The 25,915-nt window shown below is 43.3% G+C and carries 25 protein-coding genes; 7 read left to right on the top strand and 18 right to left on the bottom strand.

The window, feature by feature from the left end:
• Nucleotides 1-262: 262 nt before the first annotated feature.
• The 11 genes from mnmG to ACXAGV_RS03555 all read right to left on the bottom strand — a co-directional run bounded on the left by mnmG (nt 263) and on the right by ACXAGV_RS03555 (nt 9,670).
• Complete coding sequence (gene mnmG / locus ACXAGV_RS03605) at nt 263-2,164, bottom strand: tRNA uridine-5-carboxymethylaminomethyl(34) synthesis enzyme MnmG (RefSeq protein ID WP_474871973.1); 1,902 nt, start codon at nt 2,162-2,164, stop codon at nt 263-265.
• 897 nt (nt 2,165-3,061) lie between these two features.
• Nucleotides 3,062-3,889, bottom strand: a complete 828-nt coding sequence (locus tag ACXAGV_RS03600; RefSeq protein ID WP_474871971.1) for an ATP-binding protein — start codon at nt 3,887-3,889, stop codon at nt 3,062-3,064.
• 6 nt (nt 3,890-3,895) lie between these two features.
• Nucleotides 3,896-4,564 (bottom strand): DnaT-like ssDNA-binding domain-containing protein, encoded by a 669-nt coding sequence (locus ACXAGV_RS03595; protein ID WP_474871969.1) that lies wholly within the window; start codon nt 4,562-4,564, stop codon nt 3,896-3,898.
• Between the two features lie 27 nt (nt 4,565-4,591).
• Entirely contained in the window at nt 4,592-5,029 is a 438-nt protein-coding gene (gene mioC / locus ACXAGV_RS03590; protein WP_474871967.1) for an FMN-binding protein MioC, read from the bottom strand.
• Nucleotides 5,030-5,126: 97 nt separating this feature from the next.
• Nucleotides 5,127-6,515, bottom strand: a complete 1,389-nt coding sequence (mnmE, locus tag ACXAGV_RS03585) for a tRNA uridine-5-carboxymethylaminomethyl(34) synthesis GTPase MnmE (RefSeq protein WP_474871966.1) — start codon at nt 6,513-6,515, stop codon at nt 5,127-5,129.
• Between the two features lie 2 nt (nt 6,516-6,517).
• Entirely contained in the window at nt 6,518-7,000 is a 483-nt protein-coding gene (locus tag ACXAGV_RS03580) for a YajQ family cyclic di-GMP-binding protein (RefSeq protein WP_334014123.1), read from the bottom strand.
• Between the two features lie 70 nt (nt 7,001-7,070).
• On the bottom strand, nt 7,071-8,729 hold the full coding sequence (gene yidC / locus ACXAGV_RS03575) for a membrane protein insertase YidC (protein ID WP_474871964.1): 1,659 nt from the start codon (nt 8,727-8,729) through the stop codon (nt 7,071-7,073).
• A gap of 10 nt (nt 8,730-8,739) precedes the next feature.
• Nucleotides 8,740-8,988, bottom strand: a complete 249-nt coding sequence (gene yidD, locus ACXAGV_RS03570) for a membrane protein insertion efficiency factor YidD (protein WP_081765860.1) — start codon at nt 8,986-8,988, stop codon at nt 8,740-8,742.
• On the bottom strand, nt 8,973-9,332 hold the full coding sequence (gene rnpA / locus ACXAGV_RS03565) for a ribonuclease P protein component (protein WP_015000154.1): 360 nt from the start codon (nt 9,330-9,332) through the stop codon (nt 8,973-8,975). Before rnpA ends, yidD begins: the two co-directional genes overlap by 16 nt.
• 15 nt (nt 9,333-9,347) lie before the next feature.
• Nucleotides 9,348-9,482 carry a 50S ribosomal protein L34 gene (gene rpmH, locus ACXAGV_RS03560; protein WP_014290886.1) on the bottom strand — a complete coding sequence of 45 codons (135 nt, stop codon included), beginning with the start codon at nt 9,480-9,482 and terminating at the stop codon, nt 9,348-9,350.
• Nucleotides 9,483-9,502: 20 nt separating this feature from the next.
• Nucleotides 9,503-9,670 (bottom strand): hypothetical protein, encoded by a 168-nt coding sequence (locus ACXAGV_RS03555; protein ID WP_155279887.1) that lies wholly within the window; start codon nt 9,668-9,670, stop codon nt 9,503-9,505.
• Nucleotides 9,671-10,107: 437 nt separating this feature from the next.
• On the opposite strand from ACXAGV_RS03555, the gene dnaA reads away from it, so the two are divergent.
• From dnaA to ACXAGV_RS03525, 6 genes are all read left to right on the top strand, one after another.
• Nucleotides 10,108-11,763 (top strand): chromosomal replication initiator protein DnaA, encoded by a 1,656-nt coding sequence (gene dnaA / locus ACXAGV_RS03550; protein ID WP_474871962.1) that lies wholly within the window; start codon nt 10,108-10,110, stop codon nt 11,761-11,763.
• A 32-nt stretch (nt 11,764-11,795) separates the two neighbouring features.
• Nucleotides 11,796-12,896, top strand: coding sequence for a DNA polymerase III subunit beta (dnaN, locus tag ACXAGV_RS03545; protein ID WP_012516526.1), 1,101 nt, complete (start codon nt 11,796-11,798; stop codon nt 12,894-12,896).
• A gap of 125 nt (nt 12,897-13,021) precedes the next feature.
• On the top strand, nt 13,022-14,110 hold the full coding sequence (recF, locus tag ACXAGV_RS03540) for a DNA replication/repair protein RecF (protein WP_474871960.1): 1,089 nt from the start codon (nt 13,022-13,024) through the stop codon (nt 14,108-14,110).
• A gap of 8 nt (nt 14,111-14,118) precedes the next feature.
• Nucleotides 14,119-16,539, top strand: coding sequence for a DNA topoisomerase (ATP-hydrolyzing) subunit B (gene gyrB / locus ACXAGV_RS03535; RefSeq protein WP_474871958.1), 2,421 nt, complete (start codon nt 14,119-14,121; stop codon nt 16,537-16,539).
• Between the two features lie 179 nt (nt 16,540-16,718).
• Complete coding sequence (locus ACXAGV_RS03530) at nt 16,719-17,405, top strand: hypothetical protein (RefSeq protein ID WP_474871956.1); 687 nt, start codon at nt 16,719-16,721, stop codon at nt 17,403-17,405.
• 29 nt (nt 17,406-17,434) lie between these two features.
• A complete protein-coding gene (locus ACXAGV_RS03525; protein WP_474871954.1) occupies nt 17,435-18,571 on the top strand; it encodes a hypothetical protein in 1,137 nt (378 codons plus the stop codon).
• Nucleotides 18,572-18,638: 67 nt separating this feature from the next.
• Here the strand turns inward: ACXAGV_RS03525 and ACXAGV_RS03520 are convergent, their stop codons facing one another.
• The 3 genes from ACXAGV_RS03520 to glyQ all read right to left on the bottom strand — a co-directional run bounded on the left by ACXAGV_RS03520 (nt 18,639) and on the right by glyQ (nt 22,153).
• Entirely contained in the window at nt 18,639-19,082 is a 444-nt protein-coding gene (locus ACXAGV_RS03520; RefSeq protein ID WP_139125413.1) for a hypothetical protein, read from the bottom strand.
• Between the two features lie 84 nt (nt 19,083-19,166).
• On the bottom strand, nt 19,167-21,245 hold the full coding sequence (glyS, locus tag ACXAGV_RS03515; RefSeq protein ID WP_474871952.1) for a glycine--tRNA ligase subunit beta: 2,079 nt from the start codon (nt 21,243-21,245) through the stop codon (nt 19,167-19,169).
• Nucleotides 21,246-21,247: 2 nt separating this feature from the next.
• Complete coding sequence (gene glyQ, locus ACXAGV_RS03510) at nt 21,248-22,153, bottom strand: glycine--tRNA ligase subunit alpha (RefSeq protein WP_014947716.1); 906 nt, start codon at nt 22,151-22,153, stop codon at nt 21,248-21,250.
• A 146-nt stretch (nt 22,154-22,299) separates the two neighbouring features.
• Between glyQ and ACXAGV_RS03505 the strand changes: the two genes are divergently transcribed.
• Nucleotides 22,300-22,908 carry a DNA-3-methyladenine glycosylase I gene (locus ACXAGV_RS03505; protein WP_474871951.1) on the top strand — a complete coding sequence of 203 codons (609 nt, stop codon included), beginning with the start codon at nt 22,300-22,302 and terminating at the stop codon, nt 22,906-22,908.
• A 112-nt stretch (nt 22,909-23,020) separates the two neighbouring features.
• Here ACXAGV_RS03505 and ACXAGV_RS03500 read toward each other — a convergent pair whose 3' ends face one another.
• The 4 genes from ACXAGV_RS03500 to ACXAGV_RS03485 all read right to left on the bottom strand — a co-directional run bounded on the left by ACXAGV_RS03500 (nt 23,021) and on the right by ACXAGV_RS03485 (nt 25,759).
• Complete coding sequence (locus ACXAGV_RS03500) at nt 23,021-23,482, bottom strand: DUF2489 domain-containing protein (protein ID WP_474871949.1); 462 nt, start codon at nt 23,480-23,482, stop codon at nt 23,021-23,023.
• A gap of 19 nt (nt 23,483-23,501) precedes the next feature.
• The gene (yihI, locus tag ACXAGV_RS03495; RefSeq protein ID WP_474871948.1) at nt 23,502-24,005 is read right to left on the bottom strand and encodes a Der GTPase-activating protein YihI; all 504 of its coding nucleotides are present in this window, start codon (nt 24,003-24,005) and stop codon (nt 23,502-23,504) included.
• A 126-nt stretch (nt 24,006-24,131) separates the two neighbouring features.
• Nucleotides 24,132-24,686: a class I SAM-dependent methyltransferase gene (locus ACXAGV_RS03490; protein WP_474871946.1), complete on the bottom strand. Its 555-nt coding sequence runs from the start codon at nt 24,684-24,686 to the stop codon at nt 24,132-24,134.
• A gap of 449 nt (nt 24,687-25,135) precedes the next feature.
• Nucleotides 25,136-25,759, bottom strand: coding sequence for a c-type cytochrome (locus ACXAGV_RS03485; RefSeq protein ID WP_014996768.1), 624 nt, complete (start codon nt 25,757-25,759; stop codon nt 25,136-25,138).
• Nucleotides 25,760-25,915 lie beyond the last annotated feature (156 nt).

Here is a 25,915-nt window from a genome sequence, read left to right as displayed (position 1 = left end):
ACACGCGTGGCGAATCGTTATTTGCCGCTCATTTACAGCCGTTTCTTAATGCAGCTATTCATGCTCGATACAAGTGCGCTTGAAAAAGGCACATGGATTAATCAAAGCCGCACAACGAATGTAAATTGGTGCAATGGGACAGTGTGAAAAGCGCCGAGTTTTTCTAGTTTTCGCATAGTTTAGGCAATTATGATTATCATAATACGCGAATAAATAAGAAAAACTAAGCGCTGCGAGTAATGTGTTGAGTTAAGCGCGTGTTTTACGCACTGATTTTCTCTTGCTTGCGCAACATGCCGTGTTTTTTAAGGTAAACCAGCAGTAAAGAAATGGCCGCCGGGGTAATGCCCGAAATACGCGATGCTTTACCGATAGTTTCCGGTCTGGCTTCGGTTAATTTGGCAACGACCTCGTTCGACAGGCCAGAAATCTTGCTGAAATCCATATCAACCGGCAACAACGTATTTTCGTGTCGCTGGGTTTTCGCAATTTCATCCATTTGACGGGCAATGTAGCCAGCGTACTTAATTTGAATTTCTACTTGCTCTGCTGCAATCGGATCTTCAAGGCCCGGACCTATGCTCTCAATTTCCATTAACTGACCATACGTCATTTCAGGTCGGCGGATCAGCTCTTCAAGAGAATGTTCACGACTCACAGGATTTTTCAGCATGGTATTGAGTTCTGGCGTTGCCGCATGATCAGGGTGGATCCACTGACCGCGTAGACGCTGCAGTTCACTTTCTACCGCTTCCATCTTGTCGTTAAATTTCGCCCAGCGCGCATCATCAACAAGACCAATCTCTCGGCCCATTGTGGTTAGACGGCTATCGGCATTATCTTCACGAAGCAGTAGTCTGTATTCCGCACGGCTAGTGAACATGCGGTACGGCTCTTTCGTACCCATGGTGGCTAAGTCGTCGATAAGTACGCCCATGTATGCTTGATCGCGGCGTAAAATCATCGGGTCTTTTTCTTGAACTTGTAGCGCTGCGTTTGCGCCAGCTACTAACCCTTGCGCACCCGCTTCTTCATAGCCAGTGGTACCGTTAATCTGGCCGGCAAAGAACAAACCTCGAATAAACTTCGTTTCCAGTGTTTGTTTCAGATCGCGTGGATCAAAGAAATCGTATTCAATCGCATAACCCGGGCGAACAATGTGCGCATTTTCAAAACCTTTGATCGAGCGGACAAGGTTCATCTGTACGTCAAATGGCAAACTGGTTGAAATACCATTTGGATAAACTTCAATGCTGTTTAAACCTTCTGGCTCAACAAAAATTTGATGCGATGTCTTGTCTGCAAAACGGGTGATCTTATCTTCGATACTTGGGCAATAGCGCGGTCCGATACCTTCGATAACACCCGTAAACATGGGTGAGCGATCTAACCCACCGCGAATGATATCGTGGGTTTTTTCGTTAGTGTGGGTGATATAGCACGGGATCTGTGTAGGATGCAGGGTTCTATCACCCATGAACGAAAATACCGGCGTAGGATTGTCACCAGGTTGAGGCTGCATTACAGAAAAATCTAACGAGCGAGCATCAAGTCTTGCTGGTGTCCCAGTTTTTAAACGGTCAACTCGAAACGGAAGGGCTCGTAGTCTATCTGCAAGTGCGATAGACGGTGGATCGCCGGCACGACCGCCGCGATAATTTTCAAGGCCAATGTGAATGGTTCCGCCAAGGAAAGTACCCACTGTCAGTACCACTGACTTGGCTTTAAACTTCAAGCCCATTTGCGTAACAACACCGCATACCTGATCGTTTTCAACAATCAGATCGTCAACGCTCTGTTGGAACAAGGTTAGGTTTTCTTGATTTTCGACAATGTCGCGAATGGCGTTTTTGTAAAGCGTACGGTCCGCTTGCGCGCGCGTTGCACGAACAGCTGGGCCTTTAGAAGAATTCAATGTTCTAAATTGAATACCACCTTTGTCGATAGCCAGTGCCATTGCACCGCCTAACGCATCGATCTCTTTTACAAGATGGCCTTTACCGATCCCACCAATTGCAGGATTACACGACATCTGGCCTATCGTCTCAATATTGTGAGTGAGCAACAGCGTATTTGCACCCATGCGAGCAGCTGCAAGTGCCGCTTCTGTACCTGCATGTCCACCACCTACGACGATGACATCAAATGCTTCAGCATAAAACATGGTTAAACCTCACTATTAACTTACGATAAGCCGATTAAAAACTAATTTTTCTCACGCAGAGACTGCTGAAAAAAGGGCGCGTATTTTATCTGACTTATTGGATAAAGAAAATGATTAAATTTTCCTCAAAACCTGTTTTTGAAAAGCTGTGATCGAATTATAAGATCTTAAGATCTCTTTTAGATCTGTTTATTTTTACTTTTATTAGGATCATCAAGATCTGTGGGTAACCGATCAAAGCACATAAAGATCATCAAGTTACGCGATCAATAACATTGGGAAACCCCGATCCATAACCCTACCTCAAACTTGTGTATAAATGGCCTTTTTATCCACACCCCGAATCGTTTGAAAAGTTATTCTTTTTTCGATCAAAGCTTATGCACAGTGGTTTGTAGGATCCTATCCACAGGGGTGATCAAGATGTGATCCAACTGGGGATAAAATGTTTGCTATTTATGTATCGCGATCAAAAGATCGTGTAGATACGTGCGTTATAGCGTGATCACATTGTGGAGGAGATCTTTTCCAAAAGCTGTGATTAGATCGCCCGATCGCATTTATCAACACCTTCAAAAAAAGTGCACCTTTTTATGAACGACAAGATTATTTTTTTCAAAACAGCCCATTTTTCAGGAGAAAAACATAGGAGATGACCAAAATTCAGTCACTTTTACAAGGAAGAAGTCAGTCTGTAAGAATGGTTATTTGTTTGACTGAAGGAGATCGTTGAGTGTATCTATGAATTGAAACCGTATTGTTTTGGTAAAAAGCGTGATCAATAGGCTAAGTGATTCGCTATTACTTGGCACAAGAGGAACATGCAATAAGGTTTAATGAAGGAAAAGACCTAGCAGAGTAAGGGCAAGGTTTCGAGAGAGAGGAAACCAGGTGCTATTAGCGCACCTGGTTGGGTTGATAGCGTGGCTGTGAAACAGAGCCTTGCATATCCTCTTGTTCGATAGTTAAGCCTTCACGGCGGCTTGGGCCTTGGAACCTAACTTTGTAAGTGTCGTACTCTTTAATCGATTCGAAACAATAGCGACCAAGGGCATTTTCAAGTTCGGCTAAGTTGTGATTAGTGATTAAGATACAGTTTTTCTTATTCACTAAGCGCTGTCTGAGTAAGTTCCCAAACCAGCTCTGTGCGTTTTTCTTAAGTGCAGACTCGTTGACACAGACCTCATCTAAAATAAGTAAATCTACGTCTAAAAGCTCTTGGTTAATTTCTCTGAAACGCTGACTAGCATTATCGGTAGCAGAGAAATCAAAAGAAAAGTTGCGCATTTCGAGCAGAGTCGAAAGCTGACGGTATAGCACAGAGATCTCATATTGCTCGATAAGTTGATGAGCAATAGCACCCGCAATATGAGATTTACCGCGACCATAATCGCCATAGAAAATCATCATATGAGAGCCACTTTGGCGCCACGCTGGATCATCATGAGCAGCAATAAACGACTGTGCGATAGAAACAGCTTCTATGACATCGTCACTGTCTTCCACTAAGTTAGCAAACGTCCACTTCGGGTTTAAGTCGGAACGGCCATGGATAGCTTCTACACGCGCTTTCTTACTGCGCTGCTGTAGTTGTGACACTTCCTCGTTAGCTTTCGCTTCATACTGCTTACGCAGCGTTTTATAGTCGATGTACTCACCATTGGGATCGACGTCTTTGTTGAGCGCTCTCGCTAAATTAGCAATTTTGTCTGTTATACGATCCATAACGAATTAACTCTTCTTAGTTGCGGCATACTTTTCCACCAGCTTTCTAGCATTATCATCTGCTTCTATGCCGGCTGCAACTTTCACTTGCTGCGTCCCTACTACTTTTGTTGGAGCATAGCCTGAAGCCAAGCGCTTTCGCTTGATATTATTGGCAAATTTTTGTGTCCATTGAAACTCGCTAAACACCGAACTTGGCCTTCCCAACCAATAAGCAATGAATTCACCCACTTCGTTGTCATCAAATGTTTTATCGATAATACCCAGTAGCGAGGCCATTTCTTCAAACAGCGCTTTATTAGGCGTCCAATTTGGGCTCATAGCACTATGACGTGAATGGAGTTGTTCAAAGTCTGACTGCGGCTCGCTTAAAAGCGGAAGAAGAAGCGTTTTTCCATTAATCGTGTGTTCAAGATCAAGATCAAGGGGCAGGGCAACTAAACCTACTTGTTCAAGCTGCTTCACCAAGCTATTGATTTGACGACCGCGTTGGTAAGGCTCGTCTTTGCTGTCGCCGTTTAGCAAGTTCAATAATTGCTTATAATCAATAGGTGCTGACGATGTAGTTGCCGAATTTGCACCTGTTCGAAGCCCAAGTAAATAAAGTACCCGGCAATCGTTAGAAAGGGGAGATTGCAACGCCGCTAGCTCAGCTTGGGTAAGGTTGCTGTTCATCGCATTGGTTCCACGTAAAAACGCTTGTTAAGCATTGGCCAGCTTTTCGTCAAACCATTCTACGGCGGCATCTTCAGGGATAGGGTGTTCTAGCACATCGATGTATAGCGCGTCGGTAATTAACGTGCCACCTGCGTTTTTAATATGCTTTTCCATTTCTTTTGCGCCGAAACAAAAAGTGTCGTAACTTGTGTCACCCAGACCAATCACGTAGGCGTTAACTGAGCTTAAATCGGCATTTTCTAGCTGTTTTGCAAATGGTTGTATATTGTCAGGTAGTTCGCCTGCACCATGGGTTGACGTACATACGATCCACGTTGAGTCTGTTTTAATCGCTTCCAGATTAGGTTCTACGTGAATAGTGTGAGTATGACCGCTTGCATCAAGTTTTTCCGCAATGGCATCTGCCACGTATTCTGCGGCGCCTAACATGGTGCCAACGATGATTTCAAAATGCTTGCTCATTATTGGGTTGCTTCTCTATTTACAATTGTCGTCTTAACGTAAGTACGGCTTATCCGTTACGTTATTCACCATCTTACTTATAACTTTATCGGTTGCGCTACTTACCAATACAGAACGATGAAAAAATCTTACCAAGTAGATCGTCTGACGTGAATTCACCGGTTATCTCACATAGTGCCTGGTGCCCCAAGCGCAATTCTTCAGCCAATAATTCACCGGCCATGGCGTCATGTAGCTGCTGTTCACCAGTGCTTACATAGCTGTAGGCTTGATCAAGTGCATCTATGTGTCTTCTTCGCGCAATAAACTGACCTTCGGTGGTCGTATCGAAGCCCATGGTTTTGGCCAAATGTGCTTTTAGCGTGTCGACGCCGCTACCTTCTTTGGCTGATAGATTAATAACTGAGATATCACCTTGCTCGGTGGCAACTGTGCTTTGTCCAATATCTAAGGTACTAAGGTCGGCCTTGTTGCGAACTACGGTAACAGGGATACCTTGAGGCAATCGGGCCATAAATTCTGGCCATATTTCATAAGGGTCGATAACAGCAGTTGCGGTAGAGTCTACAACGAATAATACGTGGTCAGCTTCATTGATAGCTTGCCACGCGCGCTCAATACCAATTTGTTCAACTTTATCTGGGCTTTCTCGAAGTCCTGCAGTATCGATAATATGCACCGGCATACCATCAATGTGAATATGCTCTTTAAGCACGTCTCGCGTGGTACCAGCGATATCAGTAACAATGGCGCTATCTCGTCCTGCCAGGGCGTTTAATAAGCTCGATTTACCGGCGTTAGGTCGCCCCGCAATCACTACCTGCATACCTTCGCGCAACAAGGTGCCTTGTTTAGCCTGTTCGCGCACTTTGGTTAAGCTTTGCATAATTGCGCTTAAGTCACCTGATACTTTCCCGTCAGATAAGAAATCAATTTCTTCTTCAGGAAAATCGATGGCCGCCTCTACGTACATACGCAGGTGCACGATTTGGTCTGATAGCGTTTGAATTTGTGTAGAAAACTCACCCTGTAGCGAGCGCAGCGCACTTTTTGCTGCCTGTTTAGAACTTGCATCAATCAAGTCGGCAATCGCCTCTGCTTGCGCAAGGTCTAATTTATCATTTAAAAAGGCTTGTTCACTGAATTCACCTGGATTGGCAAGCCGGGCATCGCCCGTTGCAAGTACGGCATCAATCAGCATGTCCATGACAACTTGACCGCCATGGCCCTGCAGTTCAAGTACATCTTCACCGGTAAATGAATTAGGCCCTTTAAAAAACAGTGCTATGCCCTGGTCTATTACGCTGTTGTTAGCATCAACAAACGGCGTATAGGTCGCAAGACGTGGTGTTAGTGCGCTTGGTACTAACGCCTCTGCGATGGCTTTAGCCTTAGGACCTGAAACGCGTACAATACCTACGCCGCCACGACCGGGCGCTGTCGCTTGTGCGGTAATAGTGTCGGTAGAAAGGGTGAGTGATTCCATAATTAGTCGCGGAAGTTCTTAAATTGGAAAGGTTGGCCTAAGTTCGACTCTTTAACCAGCGAAATCACTTGCTGCAAATCATCACGCTTTTTACCTGTTACGCGAAGTTCTTCGCCTTGAATAGCCGTTTGCACTTTGATTTTGGCGTCTTTAACCAGCTTTACAATTTTCTTTGCCGTGGGCTGTTCAATTCCTTCCTTAAACGCAATGGTTTGGCGATAGGTTTTACCGTGAGCGTCATAAGGCTTCACATCCATTGATGAGGTATCTACATTGCGCTTAGACATCGCCGTTCTAAACATACTTTCCATTTGCTGAAGTTGGAATTCAGCCTCGGCTTTCATAACCACGGTTTTATCTTTGTATTCAAAGCTGGCATCAATGCCGCGAAAATCGAAACGCGTAGATAGCTCACGGCTTGCGTTTTCAGTGGCGTTGCGTACTTCTTCCATGTTGATTTCTGAAACAATATCAAATGATGGCACAGGTTAATCCTCTATCTTTTAAGACAAAACAGCCCGCATAGGCGGGCTGTATAATTAATTGCTCAGCGTGTTATTTACTGCTGATGCCCCGCTTCTCCATGGAAGCATAAATCATTTTGGCTTGAACCAAGGTAATCACATTACTTACTAGCCAGTATAGTACCAGACCTGCAGGGAACCACAGGAAGAACACACTCATTGCTACCGGCATCCACTGCATGATTTTTTGCTGCATTGGATCAGTAATGGTGGTCGGCTGAAGCTTTTGCAATAGGTACATACTTGCGCCTGTTAGAATAGGCAGCACAAAGTATGGGTCCTTTGTAGAAAGGTCAGTGATCCAAAGTACAAAGTCTGCATGGCGTAGTTCAACACTTTCCATTAGTACCCAATAAAGCGCAAGGAAGATTGGCATTTGCAGAAGAAGAGGTAAGCAACCGCCCATTGGGTTTACTTTCTCTTTGCGGTAAAGCTCCATCATAGCTTGTGACATTTTTTGTCTGTCATCGCCAAAACGGTCTTTTAGCTGCTGCATCTTAGGTGCTAAGTTTCGCATACGTGCCATTGACTCGTATTGCTTCTTAGTTAGCCAGTACATCGCGCCTTTCACTACAATAGTGATAAGGATAATTGCCACACCCCAGTTATTAACCAGGCTATGAAGGAATGTAAGAAGGGCGAACAGCGGCTGAGAAATCCAGAAAAGAATACCGTAATCAACGGTTAGGTCTAATCCGCGCGCAATCTTGGCAAGCTTATCTTGGTCTTTTGGGCCCATATAAAGGGTAGACGCAATAGTTTTAGTTTCACCAGGAGCAACGCTTTCAGAAGGTGATAATACACCAATTACTGCGTACTGATTTTTCAAGTTACGTGAATAAAGCGTATTAGTTTGCTCTTGTGAAGGCACCCATGCTGATACAAAGTAATGTTCAAGCATGCCAACCCAACCCGCTTTCGTGGTTTCGCGTAGGTTGTCATCTTCAATCTCGTCAAACGAATATTTCTGGTAGCGGTCATCTTCTGTTGAATATGCAGCACCACGGTACGTTGGCATAAACATGTTGCCGTCGTCTTCAAACTCCATTACTTGCTTAAGCTGCGCATACGGCTGAACCGTTGCTGCGCTGCCGGTACTATTTTCAACGTTATAGCTTACGTTTACGTCGTAGTGACCTTTTGTGAAAGTGAAAGTTTTAGTAATCGACAATCCTTGGTTGTTTTTCCATGTAAGAGGAATAACAAGGGTGTCGCCAGTCATTTCATAAAATTCACTTTGCGCGTTATAAACAGGGCGGCCACTGCTGCTGGCATCTGGACCTTGAGCGCCGATAAGGCCACTTTGCGCTACATAAAGACCGTTGCCAGAGCGAAGTAGGCTATACGGGATGTCAGAACCTTGTTCTACTGGAAACTTAAGTAAGTCTGCTGATACTACATCGCCACCTAGCAAATCGATGCGTAAATCTAGCGTATCGGTTCTTACTTCAATAATGCGGTTTGAGCTTTGCGCAGCTGTGATAGGTTGTGCAGCAGGAACGCTATCACTACTTGGTACATCTTCACTGCCATTCTCACTAAATGACGGCACGCCTTGTGATGTCTCTTGCGTTTGTTGTTGTTCAACAGGCACAACTGGCTGCGGCCCATAATCTTTTTGCCATGATTGCCAAAGCAAAAAGCTAACTAGCGCAAGGCCAATTATCAGAAAACTACGTTGCGATTCCATAGAGGTCTCTTTATTTTGAGTGTTTATCTTGTTGTTTTTCCGGCACTGGATCATATCCGCCGGCATGCAAAGGGTGGCATTTTAATATGCGTTTAATAGATAACCAACCGCCTTTTACTAATCCGTGCGTTTTTAATGCGTCTATAGCATACCAAGAACAAGAAGGATGGAAACGACATCGTTGCCCTAACATAGGGGAAATGAACCATTGATAAAACTTTATCAAGGCCAAAGGCACTACAATTAAGAGTTGCCGCAACGCTTGTTTAATTTTTTCCATAGCTTGTCCAATGTAGCGAAAACTTCTTGGTTGCTAAGGTTGTCAGCGCCAGACTTGCCAATAACGATAATATCGACATTGGGTAAGTTGTGCTGTTTATGCCTAAAACTTTCTCTGACTAATCGCTTCAAACGATTTCTATCGTGAGCTTTACGGATACGTTTTTTCGCGAGCGTAATGCCTAAACGAGGAGTTGAAAGTGTATTTTTTCTGGCTAGAACAGTAAAAGAGGGAGATACAGCTGGGGTTGCGTTATCAAACACATAGGTAAAGTGGGTGGGAGTTAACAGACGTAACTCCCTAGAAAAATTATTCTCGCCCACTTTGGCGTCTTTCAATTAAGCTGAAAGACGAGCGCGGCCTTTTGCACGGCGAGCTGCTAGTACTTTACGACCATTTTTAGTCGCCATACGAGCACGAAAACCGTGAGAACGCTTGCGCTTTAGATTGCTCGGTTGAAATGTTCTTTTCATGACCAAAGTCTCACTTATATTTAGTTAAACATAGGCGTTTTTGGTAACACATTATGCTGTTGCCAGAACAATGTGGTGTTTTCACCAGAAAAGCCCATCGAAAAAGGACGCTGAATTCTAGAGATCTCGGGGCGTGCTGTCAATGCATATTCTCGCTTTTCGGATGAATAAGTGAACAATTTTTGCATTTTCGAATCGATAGCTTAATCGATAACGCAGTTTTCGTACAAATCGTCTGTGAATAACGCGTAAAATTTGGTTAGGTTATCCACAGTGCGTTGTGAAAAACACAGAGATAGATATAAAAAGCAAGGTGATCTAACGGTTTTTTAGCACAAATTTAGAATGAATTTTTCTCGTTATAGTTTGATTTGATCTAAAAGAAAAAAGGCTACTAATCAGTTACTTGTTGTTTTGATCGAAAAGATCGATCGGGATCGCCATTTACATTGTGTTGATAACGTAAGATAATCCACAGCGATTAAAACGATAACTTAATTTCTCGCTGCTACCCAACACTTCCAACGCTATTTCTTCTAATGGCGCTTTTTAGTGCCTGCTTTCTTTATGCTTGGCTTTTCAGGAGTTGGTTTTTCTAGCGAGTTACGGGAGCTAACTACGTACCATGTCCTTGTGGAACCAATGCCTTGAAAGATTGCGTCAAGAATTACCAACGCAGCAGTTTAGTATGTGGATACGACCGCTTGTTTGTGAAGAACAACAAGGCGTGGTTGCACTCTATGCTCCCAATCGTTTTGTACTTGATTGGGTAAGAGACAAGTACCTGAATAATATTACCGCACTACTAAAAGAGTTTGCCGGAAGTGACGCTCCACAATTGCGTTTAGAAGTGATGAATCGTCACAGCGTAAGCCGTAGTCAGCCTGTAAGTACCAGCGGATCTTCGTCTGCTCCGAATACGCCTAGTAATCAACCAAGTAAGCCTAGTGAACCTGCGGGCGGTCAAGGGTATCAGAACTATAATACTAGTAATCAGTCTGTTCACAGCGGCACTAATGGGCAGCACACATCGTCTTATTCACCAATGTCGAATAGCGGTATGCCATCAACGGCAAGCCAAGCGGGTGATCAAGGACAAAACAACGCGTTTTCAAAATCATCTTCATACACACAGGGTATGGATCTAAATGATCGCGGTGCGCAAAACCACGACCGTAATGGATATAATGCATACGCAGATCAAGCGCCAAGATCTTCAACACCGCCTAAAGTGATCCCGATCCCCGAAGCGATGAAGCACAAAAGCAATATCAATCCGACTTATCAATTCGACAACTTTGTCGAAGGTAAGTCTAACCAGCTAGCACGTGCTGCTGCCACTCAGGTTGCAAACAACCCTGGCGGTTCTTATAACCCTTTGTTTATATATGGTGGCACGGGCTTAGGTAAAACTCACTTATTACATGCAGTGGGTAATGGAATTGTTGCTAATAACGGCAACGCCAAGATTGTATATATGCATTCTGAGCGTTTCGTGCAGGACATGGTTAAGGCATTACAAAATAACGCTATAGAGGACTTTAAGCGCTTCTATCGCAGCGTTGATGCACTACTTATCGATGATATTCAATTCTTTGCTAATAAAGAACGTTCGCAAGAAGAGTTCTTTCACACGTTCAATGCGCTACTTGAAGGTAACCAACAAATCATTCTGACCTCTGATAGATATCCTAAGGAGATTGATGGGGTAGAGGATCGATTGAAATCGCGCTTCGGTTGGGGTTTAACCATTGCTATTGAGCCGCCAGAACTTGAGACCCGAGTGGCGATTTTAATGCGCAAAGCGGCAGAGAACCGGATTCACTTACCTAATGAAGTGGCGTTCTTTATAGCTAAGCGATTGCGTTCAAACGTACGTGAGCTCGAGGGTGCACTTAACCGTGTTATTGCTAACGCAAACTTTACCGGTCGCCCTATCACAATTGATTTCGTTCGCGAAGCGCTTCGAGACCTTCTCGCACTTCAAGAAAAATTGGTAACCGTTGATAATATTCAGAAAACTGTCGCAGATTATTATAAGATAAAAGTAGCTGATATTTTGTCTAAACGCCGTAGTCGTAGCGTAGCGCGTCCTCGCCAAGTAGCGATGGCGCTGGCTAAAGAGCTAACTAATCACAGCTTACCTGAATTAGGTAATGCGTTTGGTGGGCGAGACCATACTACCGTTTTGCATGCGTGCAGAAAAATAGAGCAGCTAAGAGAAGAAAGTCATGATATAAAAGAGGACTATAAGAACCTCATTAGGACTTTGTCTTCCTAACACCACGACCTTAGAGGCGAGATAGCACTGCGATGAAATTTACTATAAGCCGCGAACAATTTTTACAACCCCTACAGTTGGTATCTGGTGCTGTAGAGCGTAGACACACACTGCCAATTCTTTCCAATGTTCTCATCAAAGTAAGTGAGGACGCACTTTGGCTTACCGGCACAGATTTAGAGGTAGAACTAATTTCTAGCGTGAAATTAGAAGGTGAATTCACGGAAGGTGAGATTACTGTTCCTGCTAAAAAGCTGTTTGATATTATTCGCGGTATTTCTGAAGGAACAGATATTCATTTCTCGTTAGACGGCAGCAAAGCACTCATTCGTGCCGGTCGAGGTCGTTATACGCTTTCTACTTTATCTGCCAACGACTACCCAAATCTAGAAGACTGGGAAGGGGAAGTTGAGTTTGAATTATCGTGCAGTGATTTAAAACGTCTTATTGATGCAACGAGCTTCTCAATGGCTCAACAAGACGTACGTTATTACTTGAATGGTATGTCTCTTGAAACGGAAGAGAATATCATTCGTACTGTCGCAACAGACGGTCACCGCCTTGCACTTTGTCGTCTTAATTATGAGACTGCGTTGCCATCTCGTCAGGTGATTATTCCACGTAAAGGCGTGTTAGAAATTTCTCGTCTTATTAGTGAAGATGATAAATCTCTTAAGGTGCAAATAGGCGCCAACCATCTTCGAATCTTTTCAAACGATTTCATTTTTACCTCGAAGTTAGTAGACGGTAGATTTCCTGATTATCGCCGTGTCTTACCACAAAATGGCGACAAGGAAATTATTGCGAGTAAAGCTGTACTAAAAGAAGCATTTTCACGTGCGGCCATTCTATCTAACGAAAAGTTTAGAGGCGTACGATTAAACTTATCTTCTGGTGAGCTTAAGATAACGGCTAATAACCCAGAGCAAGAAGAAGCGGAAGAAATCGTTGATGTTCAATATCAAGGTGACGATTTAGAAATTGGCTTTAACGTTGCCTATCTAATTGACGTATTGAATGCGTTAGGGTCTGATGGTGTTAAAGTGAGCCTATCAGACTCAAACGCGAGTGCGCTAATCGAAGATGATGCTGATGACGCTGCGTTATATGTAATTATGCCAATGCGACTGTAGTCACTACTACATTAAGTATTTGCAGCGTTTCGCATAATCCACGTTATTTTGTTATTTAAATTATCAATTCAAGAAGCGATGAGTGTTGATACTCCTCGCTTCTTTTCTTTCATCAGTGTGACCTCATGAAACTGGACCGCGTCCAGATTACACAGTTTCGTAATCTTACTTCCGTATCACTTTCTCCTTCACCAGCGTTGACTATCATTAAAGGCGTGAATGGGAGTGGGAAATCCTCGTTAATCGAAGCACTTTATTATCTAGGCTTTGGACGTTCTTTTAGAACGAACAAACACAGTTCAGTTATTCAGAATGGACAAGATAGCTTCAGCGTTTTTGCTTCTTGTAAAATGGAAGCAGAAGAAAAATTGAAGCTCGGCTTACAGAGAAGTAGAAATGAAACATTTACTTGCAGTATTGATGGCGAGCACTCAAAAAAGTTGTCTGACTTAGTAAGCCTAGTTCCTATTCAACTTTTTACGCCTCAAAGTACAGATCTCATAATTGGCTCGCCATCTGAACGTCGACGCTTTTGTGATTGGGGTTTGTTTCACGTGGAACATCAATTTCAGTCTATTGCTAATCAGTACGGTAAATTTTTAAAGCATAGAAACGCATTATTAAAGCAGCAAGCAAACTTGACCGCACCACAAAACCAGTATTGGGAAACGCAGTTTGCCGAACTGGGGGAGACTTTAACTTTAACGCGCCAAGCATATGTCGATAGACTTACACCAATTTTTAAACAGTATGCAGAGGAATTTCTTCCAAACTTTGACGTGGAATTAAGTTACTATAAAGGATGGGAAAAAGATGTCGCTTTATCAGAAAGCTTAGTTAAAAAACGCGAGTATGATGGTAAAATAGGACATACCTCTTCTGGGCCTCACAAAGCTGATTTAAGGCTTAAAGTGAATGGTGTTAACGCCCAAGAGCTTTTATCGAGAGGACAGCTTAGAATGGCTGTGGCAGCACTACAAATGTCACAGACAAAGCTATTCAACTCGGCAACACAACGAAAAAGTATATTTCTACTTGATGATGTGGGTGCTGAGTTAGACGCAGATAAAAGAGAACAATTTATTGATGGGTTGCTCGAAATGGACACGCAGGTTTTCGTTACTGCAATTGAGTCCTCGCAACTCGCATTTATACAAAAATACAACGAAAAGAAAATGTTTCACGTGGAACATGGAAGCGTGAAAGAGGAGTAAAAGCTAGTATGTCAGAAGAGAACAACTACGACTCGTCCAGTATTAAAGTACTTAAAGGATTAGATGCAGTAAGAAAACGTCCGGGCATGTATATCGGTGATACTGATGATGGCACCGGATTACACCACATGGTATTTGAGGTGGTCGATAACTCTATCGATGAAGCACTGGCGGGACACTGTTCTGAAATAACTGTGCAAATCCATAGTGATGGATCAGTTTCTGTGTCTGACGATGGGCGAGGTATCCCTACAGAATTGCACCCTGAAGAGGGCGTGTCTGCAGCAGAAGTTATAATGACCGTGCTTCACGCAGGCGGTAAATTTGATGACAACTCATACAAAGTTTCTGGCGGTCTTCACGGCGTAGGTGTATCGGTAGTAAATGCACTTTCTAGTCGCCTAAAGCTGCGTATTCGTCGTGCTGGTAAAGCCCATGAACAAGAATATCAACATGGTGTTCCACAGGCGCCACTTGCAGTTACTGGCGATACAGATAAAACGGGAACAATGATTCGTTTCTGGCCAAGTTCTGATACGTTCACAGATACACTGTACCATTACGATATTCTTGCTAAGCGCCTTCGCGAACTTTCATTCCTAAACTCCGGCGTTTCAATTCGTTTGAAAGACGAGCGTGACGGTAAAGAAGACCACTTCATGTACGAAGGTGGTATTCAAGCTTTCGTCGAGTATTTGAATGAAAAGAAAACACCAGTACATCAAAAAGTATTTCATTTCGCGAGCGAGCAAGAAGATGGCATTGCTGTAGAAGTTGCCATGCAGTGGAACGATAGTTTCCAAGAAAACGTATTCTGTTTTACCAACAATATTCCACAGCGAGATGGCGGTACTCACTTGGCCGGCTTCCGTGGAGCGTTGACGCGTACACTGAACAACTATATGGAAAAGGAAGGCCTGAACAAAAAGGCTAAAACCAATGCCAGTGGTGATGATGCTCGTGAGGGGCTTACGGCTGTAATTTCAGTAAAAGTACCCGACCCCAAATTTAGCTCACAGACAAAAGACAAGCTTGTATCTTCTGAAGTTCGTCCTGCAGTTGAATCTGCTATGAATGAAAAACTTGCTGATTTCTTATTAGAAAACCCAGCTGAAAGTAAGATTATTGCGGGTAAAATCATTGATGCTGCGAGAGCGCGTGAAGCAGCCCGTAAAGCTCGCGAAATGACACGCCGTAAGGGCGCGCTAGATTTAGCTGGTCTGCCGGGTAAGCTAGCTGACTGTCAGGAAAAAGATCCAGCACTAAGCGAACTATATATAGTGGAGGGTGACTCTGCGGGCGGTTCAGCTAAGCAGGGTCGTAATCGTAAGAACCAAGCTATTTTGCCGCTTAAAGGTAAAATTCTTAACGTTGAAAAAGCGCGTTTTGATAAGATGCTATCTTCACAAGAAGTGGCGACGCTTATCACAGCACTAGGCTGTGGTATTGGTCGTGACGAATATGACCCAGAAAAGCTACGCTATCACAGCATTATTATCATGACTGATGCTGATGTAGACGGCTCTCACATTCGTACGCTTCTACTAACATTCTTCTATCGTCAGATGCCTGAAATCATTGAGCGTGGTTATGTATATATTGCGCAGCCTCCACTTTATAAAGTGAAGAAAGGTAAGCAAGAGCAGTATCTAAAAGACGACGACGCGTTGACTAATTACCTTACAGGTATCGCTATTGATGGTGCATCATTACACACCAGTGATGAGGACCCAGGCATAAGTGGTGTAGGGCTAGAAAACCTAGTTAAGCAATATCAGTCAGTAGAGAAAATGATTGTGCGTATGAAGCGCAAAATGCCCTCAGCTATTCTTTACCGAATGCTGTACACACCTACGCTTAACCTAGAAGACCTGAAGAATGAATCAGCGCTAGAGCATGTAGCAAAACACTTCGTAGAACAGCTTACAGAGCGTGAAAACGATGGTGCTACATACCGTTATGAAATTCGTACTGATGCTGAGCTTAGCGAATACTACATCACGATCATCATGCGTATGCACGGTATCGATTATGAGTACATTATCGACCATGAATTCATCGAGTCGTCTGAATACCTGCGCCTGAAAGAGCTTAACTTAGCTATTAATGACATGATGGGTGTAGACGCTTACATTAAGCGTGGTGAACGTAAACAGCCAGTAGAGTCTTTCAAAGAAGCCCTAGAGTGGCTAATGAATGAAGCGAAACGTGGTCAATACATTCAGCGCTATAAAGGGCTAGGTGAGATGAACCCTGAGCAACTCTGGGAAACCACTATGGACCCAGAAAGCCGCCGTATGCTTCAAGTTACCATTGAGGATGCCATTGGTTGTGATCAGCTGTTCACTACATTGATGGGTGACCAAGTTGAACCTCGTCGAGAGTTTATCGAAGCTAATGCGCTTAAAGTGGAAAACTTAGACGTATAGATTGTTTGTTTAATGATGCATATTTTAAAAACGACCCAAGTAGGGTCGTTTTTTTTTGTGTACGAAAATGTATTTTAACGAAATATTGAAGAGCCTTACAAAAGAGTAAAGGTTGGTCTAGTATAAATTTATGTGACAAGCTGATAAGTGGTCTTATCAACTATAACAGGGACATATAAATGACAGGACGTTTGTGTATTATTTCCATCATCATAACGTTTTTAATAATAGGCTGTTCAAAACAGGCTGGACTTACAGAGTCTCAGATTCGACTATCAGAGGCCAAGAAAGCCCAGGCTGTTCTCATTGAAAAAGCGAACATCATTCTAGACACCAAAGTTAAAGGTATTTTTCTAGAAGATTTAAACCACATTTCTTATGCGAGTGAAATAGCACTTAGTGCTAAGCAAGTATTTATTGATGCCAAAATTAACCTCAAGAGCGAAAGCTTAGTTGCCCTTGATAATCGAATTGGTTCTTATGTAAATAGTGCAGGCCTAACAGCAGTAAAGCTGTTGCACCAGTCAGTAGATATGACGGTAAGCTTCAAGAAAGACATAGAAGATATGCCATTACAGCCACTAACCAGTAATAGTACGTCGACAAGTGATGGCATGGTGAAATTTTTGGCTAAGCAATACAGCGATGATATTAAATCATGTTGTATATCTGATTTGAAAGATATCGCCATATTTTTGAGTCAAGTAGACGAGCTGGAGCATTATCCGTTAAGAAAAATGATTGCGAATGTAGAGGTAAGATTATCAAACGTCTTAAGGCAACCTGAAACCGCGAAGAAATACAAAAATGAAATAAATGGGGTAGGTGAGCAATATAAAAATACTCAATTAGCGAATAAACGTTAAATAATGGACTTAAAGGGATGGAAAATATTATGGAAAAAACACTCATTGCATGCATGGGATTGCTAATGCTCCATACGGTACCAAGCGCATTAGCACAAACTAACTATAAGATTGTAGATAATGCCGATAAATCGGTAACAGTGACAAACGGAACAGAAAAAGAAACAGTGCTAGTCATTGAAGACGAGGTAAAGTTTTCTATATCTCGAACACCAAGTATCAATAAATCCCAGCCACCGCTGCAGAACAATAATATTTCCCTTAAAGGTGGTGTATTTGGCTTAACAATCAATGAAAGTGTAACAAGTATGCTGCGCGTACTCGGTACACCTATGTCAACGTATAGCGTTAACAAAGACATCGTGCTTTATTCTTATGGGAGAAACCTTTGGGTGGTGACCCACAAAGGAATAGTAAAAAAAGTGACTACAGAAAATCACTGGGTCTCAACAACCCTTACTAATTCTATTGCCTTTGATAACCGGTTTAACAGCGATTGGCTTATAGAAGATAAAGTCGGCTACGAGACTAAAAAGGCGGAATTGTTAAAACAGTTGCCTGAGGGGAATCAAATTGAAAGAGGCAAATACCGATTTACTCTGAATAAGGAAGCCGATGTAAATCTTGATGTAATAATAGATTTGAAAATTATAAACGGAGAAAAGGAATGGCTAGTTAACGGTTTCGAGTATGGATATACGGATACTGCTTATATAAAAGATTCAAGCAATGAAACTGAGAAGGCACATCAATACAATGAAGTTATCGCCTTTGTTGACAGTAAGCGCAAACAGGGTGAAACCATAACGATAGAGCAATTAGATGAGCAGGGGTTTCGTCCAGTTTTTGATGCCTATGCGGATAACGGTGATGTTATTCAAGTATATGGCAACCATCTTGTACTGAACTTTAGTTACCAAGAACTAAGTAAGTTATCTGTTTACGAAAGTGTGTTTAGAAACAAACAGAATCTAGAAGACTGGAAGTTTGCAGAACACTATTTTGAACAACCTAGCACTGAGGTTAAGGCGCTTTACGGTGATGAAGTAATGGGTAATGACGATTATTGGCAGGTATTTCTAGATGATGCAAAGTACGATCTATATTTCGTTGAAAACGATGATGGGGCAATGATGCTAGCCGAACTTGAAATAGAATTCTTTTAAATACCTGCTGCGAAAAAGACTAAAAGCGATCTTTCTCGCAGAAGGTGAATAGTCAAACCTATGCTAACTACAATTTAGACACGACCAAGGCGACTTCCCCCGCACTTGCTGCTGTTGCAGTAAAGCGATAGGTGCCAGTTGAGGAGGGGGTAAATTGCAAGTTCTCTGAGCCCTGTTCACAGACTAAATAAACGGTGGAGCCTAACATTACAGGCTGCCCTTTATATTTGCCGCCACAGCTTTGTGAGGGCGTCCATTTTGCATCTGACAATCTAAAATCATAAGGTTGTCCGTCGGCTATGAGTTCAACGTCCACAGTCCAGCCTGAATTTGATCGTTTGAACTTGTAACTTGGGTCAGCCTCCCACCAGTTAAATACACCTCTAAGAAACATGTTTTCGAATTGAATGCGAGGCACGTCTGGTGCTATTTCTGGAATTTTAAAACTTCCACTGCTTGAGCATGCTGAAAGTGCTATGCACATAGAAGCAATAGTTAGTAACTTTTTCACAGCGTCTCCATTTATAAAAAAGCCCAACGTTAAGGCTGGGCTCTTTGTTTTTCGCGGCATAAAACCGCGTTAACTCTTACTAGCCTACGACTTCGCGAGAATAGATATATCTGCGGTAGTAAGGAAAAGTTGCCTTAAAAGCGACAGTAAAGCAAGCCGGTTATTCTTAACCGCTTCGTCATCAGCCATAACCATTACGTTATCAAAGAAGTTATCGATTACATTTCGTAAGGTTGCAAGCGCAGTAAGAATACGCGTGTAATCCTGTGAAGGAACAGCAATATCCACTTCTTTCTGAGCAGCTTTTAGCTCAACGTAAAGCGCTTTTTCAGCTTCTTCGGCTAACAGTGACTCATCAATATTCACTGAGTCTGTTACTTTAACGTTCTGCTTAGCAAGGATGTTTGCAACACGCTTGTTAGCGGCAGCTAGTGCTTCGGCTTCTTCCAATGCTCTGAACTTACCTACCGCATGAACGCGAGCTAAGTAGTCAGCTGGCTTAGTAGGGCGACGAGCAGCAACGGCCTGAATAACGTCAATGGCGATAGCTTGATCTTGAAGGAGCGCAGTAAATCGACCCAACACAAAATCAACAACCTGAGATTGTGTTTCAGCATTTGTTAACTTATCGCCATACACATCGATAGCTTTGCTTACTAGCGTTTCAAGATCTAGCGGCAGTGACAGCTCAGTGACAATACGTAGTACACCGATAGCTGCACGACGAAGCGCAAATGGGTCTTTATCACCCTTAGGTAACTGGCCAATACCAAAAATGCCCACAAGAGTATCTAGTTTGTCAGCAAGCGCGACCGACGCGCTAACGCCTGAACTAGGAAGTGCGTCACCAGCAAAACGCGGCATGTATTGTTCATACAGTGCTTCTGCAACAGGCGCATCTTCACCGTCGTTCAGCGCATAGTATTTACCCATAACACCCTGAACGTCTGGGAACTCCATAACCATATTCGACATCAAGTCGGTTTTAGCTAGAAGACCTGCTCGTGCAGCTTGTGTTTCATTCGCATCTATTTGCGACGCGATAAACGCCGATAGGGCAGATATACGTTCAGACTTTTCTTTTAGCGTACCAAGCTGTTTTTGGAACAACACGGTTTCTAAGCTTTCAAGACGGCTTTCTAATGTCGTCTTTTTATCGCTGTTAAAGAAGAACTCAGCGTCTGCAAGACGAGGGCGGATAACCTTTTCATTGCCTGAAATAACTTGAGACGCATCGCGACTTTCGATATTCGTTACGAATAAGAAAGTGTTTGAAAGTGCACCGTCGCTATCTAACAGCGGCACATATTTTTGGTCGTCTTTCATGGTATAGATAAGCGCTTCTTTCGGTACTGCCAAGAAAGCCTCATCAAACCCAGCTTGAAGTACAACCGGCCACTCTACAAGTGACGCGATTTCTTCTAGTAAGTCTTCATTATAGTCTGGCTTAAGCGACAAGCTTTGCGCTGCGTCTTCAAGCTGCTGACGCACTTTATCTTTACGCGCCTCAAAATCTGCCAGCACATATTGTTGCTCAAGGGCAGAGGCGTAATTGTCAGCATGATCAAGTTCAAAGCGACCTTCGCCGTGGAATCGGTGACCCTGAACAACGCGGCCGCTTGTTAAGCCCAATACAGAAACGTTAACCACTTCGCTTCCGTAAAGCACGCAAAGGGTGTGAACTGGGCGTATAAACTGAGTATTGTAATTACCCCAACGCATTGGCTTTGGAATAGGTAGCTTGCTTACCGCTTGGTTTATCATCCCTTCTAGAAGCTCTGCAACTGATTGCCCTGGAACGTGGGCTTTATGAAGTAACCACTCTCCTTTGTCAGTTACAAGGCGCTCTGCGTCAGCAACGTCAATGCCGTTACCGCGAGCCCAACCTTGTGCTGCTTTAGTGGGGTTACCGTCGGCGTCAAACGCGGCTGATACTGCTGGGCCGCGTTTCTCTACTACTTTGTCAGCCTGGCCTTCAGCTAGGCCTGAAACATAAATGGCTAGGCGACGAGGGGCTGCAAACCAGCTGACTGAATCAAAGCTTAGGTCAGCTTGCGTAAGCGCAGCTTCAAACTGCGTGGCGAAGGCTTCACCTAAAGACTTAAGCGCTTTTGGTGGGAGTTCTTCAGTACCTAATTCAACTAAACAATTTTCTGTACGCACGCTTATGCCTCCTTGTTACATAGTGGGAAGCCAAGTGCTTCACGTGCTTGGTAATAGCTTTCTGCACACGCTTTGGCTAGCGTTCGAACGCGAAGAATATAGCGCTGGCGTTCAGTCACTGAAATAGCATGACGAGCATCAAGCAAGTTAAATGCGTGTGACGCCTTCATAACCTGCTCATAGGCAGGAAGTGGAAGGTTGTTTTCGATAAGCTTTTTGCTTTCTGCTTCACATTCGTCGAAGGTTCTAAATAAGGCTTCAACGTTGGCGTGTTCGAAGTTATACGTCGATTGTTCTACTTCGTTTTGATGGAACACATCGCCATAGGTCACTTTGCCCATAGGGCCGTCAGTCCAAACCAGGTCGTAGATACTATCTACACCTTGAACGTACATGGCGAGTCGCTCTAAGCCGTAGGTAATTTCGCCGGTAACAGGCTTACATTCAAGGCCGCCAACCTGCTGGAAGTAGGTAAACTGTGTTACTTCCATACCGTTTAGCCAAACTTCCCAACCTAGACCCCATGCACCAAGCGTGGGTGATTCCCAATTGTCTTCTACGAAGCGAATGTCATGAACCAGCGGATCGAAGCCTAACTCTTTCAAAGAGCCCAAGTACAACTCCTGAATATTATCAGGTGAAGGCTTAAGCATTACTTGGAACTGATAGTAATGTTGTAAGCGGTTTGGGTTCTCACCGTAACGACCATCGGTTGGTCTACGGCACGGTTGAACATAGGCGCTACTCATTGGCTCTGGACCTAAAGAACGTAGGAACGTCATAGGGTGAAAAGTACCGGCACCCACTTCCATATCCAGAGGCTGAATAATAACGCAGCCCTGACGCGCCCAATAATCTTGAAGCGCAAGGATCAACCCTTGAAAGGTCTTAATATCGTATTTCTGCATACATCCGCTGCTTATTAGTTATCTGACTTAAAATAAAGGTGGGATAGTATACAATTTGTGAGGCATAGTATGTAGGTGTAAAGGGTGAAAAAACGTCACGAATAAAGCCAATATGCCACTTCACAACAAGGATTTAATCTTAAGCCATGCCCAATCAAACAAAAATAGAAAAAAATACGCCTTTGCATCGCTGTGGTTGGGTAAGCAGCGACCCTATTTATTTAGCGTATCATGATAACGAATGGGGTGTACCCGAGCTAGATAGTCGCGCGTTGTTTGCTAAGTTATGCCTCGATGGACAACAGGCTGGTTTATCTTGGCTGACCATTTTGAAAAAACAGCAGAATTTTGAACAGGCATTCTATCAGTTCGACCCTGTGAAAATTTCGAAGATGGGCCCCGCTGATGTCGACAGGCTGATGCAAGACAGCGGCATAATCAGAAACAAGCTCAAAATAGAGTCGGTTATCAAAAATGCCAAGGGTTTTTTAGCTATCGAAGCGTCGCAGCCATTCAGTGATTTTATTTGGCAATTTACAGATGGACGTACGGTCATTAATGCGTGGGAAGACTTCAGGCAAGCACCCACATCAACTGATGCGTCTAAAGCAATGTCAAAAGCACTTAAAAAGCACGGATTTAATTTTGTAGGTGAAACGATTTGCTATGCTTTTATGCAAGCTGTGGGAATGGTTAATGATCACGAAGTAGGGTGTCATTGCTACGAACGTACCTGCGAGCTCGCGATAAAATGACATAGCCAAAGGCAACTGGGTTAAAAAAATGGCCGACTACATACTGTACTCGGCCATTTTCGATATTGAATGCATCAGTTTTTATCTTTTAAATCAGCGTAGCGCTTACTCGTTATTTAGTGGCTATGAGTGTCTCACAATACGCCTTCAGCGGTGGTAATTCGTCCAATACCTTAGATTCGTATTCCGATTCAATCTGCTCGCGAGCGATATCTTGCTTTCTTCGCTCAATCTTAGGTAGCTGTTGCCTTGCTTCTAAAATTGCAAAACCGCTTACCTCTGTGAATAATGAATGAATGTTGGGAAACTGCGCTTTAAAATCAGGCGGAGCACTTATTGGAAGCGCGTTAAGCAGGTTCACGATGCGAATTACACCTTCTGACAAATCACATTGCTGCTGCTCCATCGCCTTAGCTATTACTATAATACTGTCGGTTATAGTGGCTACGCGCGAATGTCTTGCCGCTTCTTGTCGCTCTTTTTGTTGTTTTAACATAAACAGCAGTTTGCCTGCGTAAAAACCTAGCGCAAGAATAATTAGTAGCGCGATGCCTGAAAGTACTGCCCAAAGCATGACTCTTTCCCGTTTTTTATTAGTGCTTAAAGTCGTCGATATTAATAGCGTCTAAATCATTAAACGGATCCATATCGTCGTCTTCATCATCCTCTTCTACTATTCCTAGCAGGTCACAAAGAATGCGGTGGCGTGCCATCTTCTCGTCGACATAAGCTTGTTGCTCACGGGTAAGCGGTTTATCGTCGTCAAGTTTATCGAGTAAATCTGACAAGCGTTGGTCTGCTTCAAGCGCTGCCAGCTCTTGGGCTGGTGTCGCGTACTTTTTCTTTTGTGTAGGTGTGGGCGTCACAGCTTTTACAAGCTGAATAGGCTTTTTACTGCCGTGGCGCGGATCTTTATTTTCAGTACTCTTTTTGCCCGTCGCTTTTTTCTGTTCAACATTATGGCGATTACCAGCGGGCTTACCTTTATGCTTTTTAGGGCGAGGCGAGTCTGATTTACGGTTTTCGCTAGGTTTAAAGTCAGGATCTTTACGAACGCCGATTAGGCCGACTTTACGAGATTTCTTTGAACGTGCCATAATTTCCAAATAACAAAGAGAGTGAAAAAACAGCGCTATTATAGCGCGAATTAGTGTCTGCGTATTGATCTTTGGGTGTGCTGTGTAAAATCAATACGGCAAAATTAAAATATTGCGCTTGTCTTATTAGCGCTTTCTCATGATTACCACGTCACTAGCAGGGAAAATAACATCATAACCGTCTCTATCAGCTAGATATCGAAAGGTTGCCTCGCTGAAAAAGCTTACGTGGGTGACGTCGTTTTTGTAGTGCCAGTTTGCAAACTTGGCTTTATCTAGTACGCGCTTTGTCATGATGGCAAGAACGCCACCAGCAGTAATGAGTTTGTTAAATAGCGCCCATTCCAGATGAGGGGTGTGAAAATGCTCGATAGCCTCTGTACATGTCACTAGGTCATAGCTTTGCTCAAGTACTGATAAGTTGTTTGCATAGAAAGGGTCATAAGTGCTCATCTTAACGCCTTCCTCTACCAGCATGCTTGCTAGCACGGGTGCAGGACCACAGCCAAAATCTAAACCCACAAGTGAAGTGTTCTCTGCATTTTTTATGAAAGGTGTAAGTGGTGTTAAAACCTTTCTTAAAAATTTTCGATAACCTTCGTCTTCAAAGCTATTTTCATGCAGGTCATATTCTTGCTTTTCCACCTGTTTTGACGGTAGGAATTCTGAAGATACATACACAAGGTCGCACTGACTACATTGAAGGTAATCTCGTTTTTTATCAGTATGGTACTGAACGGACTTATTAGTGCTTCGACATAAGGGACAGGACATAGAAACATGAAAAAATAATAAAGGGGCTTAAAAAAGAAAAAGGTGATGGTTTTCACCATCACCTTACATTGTATGAGTGTCAGATGACACCTCTCCCGTTATACACATCTATGTGTAGCTGGCTTCCCTAGCTGTGCTCCCCTTATTTTTATTGTTAGCAGAGCTGTATTGTTGTTTTTGGCCCTCGTGGCTCTTTATCCCGTCTTCCATGCTGCATTTTTATTATTATTCTTGTTATTTAGCTTGTAGCTTTTCAAAGGCACCTACAAACTACGCCGTTAGATTACACGAATAATTTTAAAATACAACTTTTTCGGTAACAAAAATTTAACAACAATGTGTAAAAACGGTAAGGCTTAATGTAAGCCTGCGATATAGTTAGATAAAATCTCGATATCTTCGTCAGTTAATTTCATCGCAATATCGCGCATCATGCCATTCATATCGTTATGACGTTGGCCTGAGCGGAAAGCTTTCAACTGAGCTGCAGTATAAGTGGCGTGCTGTCCGCTGATGTCAGGAAAGCCAGCTAAACCCATACCGTTGCCTTTAGGACCATGGCAAGCAATACATGCAGTTACGCCACGAGACTCGTCACCACCTTGGTAAAGCGCTCGTCCAGCCTCTACGTATTGCTCAGGTGTTTCGCCCGCTTTTGGCTCTTGGCTCGAAAAATAAGCGGCTAAATCTTTCATGTCTTGCTCTGAAAGTGGGGCAGCCATGCCGTTCATCACAGCATTGTTACGACCTTCCTCACCACCTGTTTGAGAGGCAAGTTTAAATTCGGTTAATTGCTTAACAATGTACTTCTCATGCTGGCCAGCAAGTTTCGGGTTCATGTCAATCATGCTGTTGCCATCAGGGCCATGACAGGCTGCACATACTGCAGACTTCGCTTTACCTGCCTCGGCGTCGCCTTCTGCCATAGCAGTTGCGCTTAAACCTAAAGACATACATACCAACAAACACAGTTTTTTCATAATAAATCTCTTAAATGGATCCAACGGCTCGCGTGATATACGTGATATCATGCGTATTTTACACATTTAACGCGTCAGAAAAACCTATTCCATGATAAAACTATGGTTTTTAGTTGGTTTATTCATTAAAAAACTGTAAACCGAAGGTTGTGACGC

The sequence above is a fragment of the Alteromonas sp. ABH4_453 genome, from assembly GCF_056160665.1.
This window is presented reverse-complemented; position numbering and strand designations above follow the sequence as displayed.

Coding starts and splice junctions, on each gene's coding strand:
- yihI (WP_474871948.1), bottom strand. CDS start 24,005: ATGGCACGTTCAAAGAAATCTCGTAAAGTCGGCCTAATCGGCGTTCGT.
- ACXAGV_RS03555 (WP_155279887.1), bottom strand. CDS start 9,670: ATGCAAAAATTGTTCACTTATTCATCCGAAAAGCGAGAATATGCATTG.
- gyrB (WP_474871958.1), top strand. CDS start 14,119: ATGTCAGAAGAGAACAACTACGACTCGTCCAGTATTAAAGTACTTAAA.
- ACXAGV_RS03595 (WP_474871969.1), bottom strand. CDS start 4,564: ATGAACAGCAACCTTACCCAAGCTGAGCTAGCGGCGTTGCAATCTCCC.
- dnaA (WP_474871962.1), top strand. CDS start 10,108: ATGTCCTTGTGGAACCAATGCCTTGAAAGATTGCGTCAAGAATTACCA.
- ACXAGV_RS03500 (WP_474871949.1), bottom strand. CDS start 23,482: ATGCTTTGGGCAGTACTTTCAGGCATCGCGCTACTAATTATTCTTGCG.
- dnaN (WP_012516526.1), top strand. CDS start 11,796: ATGAAATTTACTATAAGCCGCGAACAATTTTTACAACCCCTACAGTTG.
- ACXAGV_RS03600 (WP_474871971.1), bottom strand. CDS start 3,889: ATGGATCGTATAACAGACAAAATTGCTAATTTAGCGAGAGCGCTCAAC.
- ACXAGV_RS03505 (WP_474871951.1), top strand. CDS start 22,300: ATGCCCAATCAAACAAAAATAGAAAAAAATACGCCTTTGCATCGCTGT.
- ACXAGV_RS03525 (WP_474871954.1), top strand. CDS start 17,435: ATGGAAAAAACACTCATTGCATGCATGGGATTGCTAATGCTCCATACG.
- recF (WP_474871960.1), top strand. CDS start 13,022: ATGAAACTGGACCGCGTCCAGATTACACAGTTTCGTAATCTTACTTCC.
- glyQ (WP_014947716.1), bottom strand. CDS start 22,153: ATGCAGAAATACGATATTAAGACCTTTCAAGGGTTGATCCTTGCGCTT.
- mnmE (WP_474871966.1), bottom strand. CDS start 6,515: ATGGAATCACTCACCCTTTCTACCGACACTATTACCGCACAAGCGACA.
- ACXAGV_RS03485 (WP_014996768.1), bottom strand. CDS start 25,759: ATGAAAAAACTGTGTTTGTTGGTATGTATGTCTTTAGGTTTAAGCGCA.
- mnmG (WP_474871973.1), bottom strand. CDS start 2,164: ATGTTTTATGCTGAAGCATTTGATGTCATCGTCGTAGGTGGTGGACAT.
- ACXAGV_RS03530 (WP_474871956.1), top strand. CDS start 16,719: ATGACAGGACGTTTGTGTATTATTTCCATCATCATAACGTTTTTAATA.
- yidC (WP_474871964.1), bottom strand. CDS start 8,729: ATGGAATCGCAACGTAGTTTTCTGATAATTGGCCTTGCGCTAGTTAGC.
- rpmH (WP_014290886.1), bottom strand. CDS start 9,482: ATGAAAAGAACATTTCAACCGAGCAATCTAAAGCGCAAGCGTTCTCAC.
- mioC (WP_474871967.1), bottom strand. CDS start 5,029: ATGAGCAAGCATTTTGAAATCATCGTTGGCACCATGTTAGGCGCCGCA.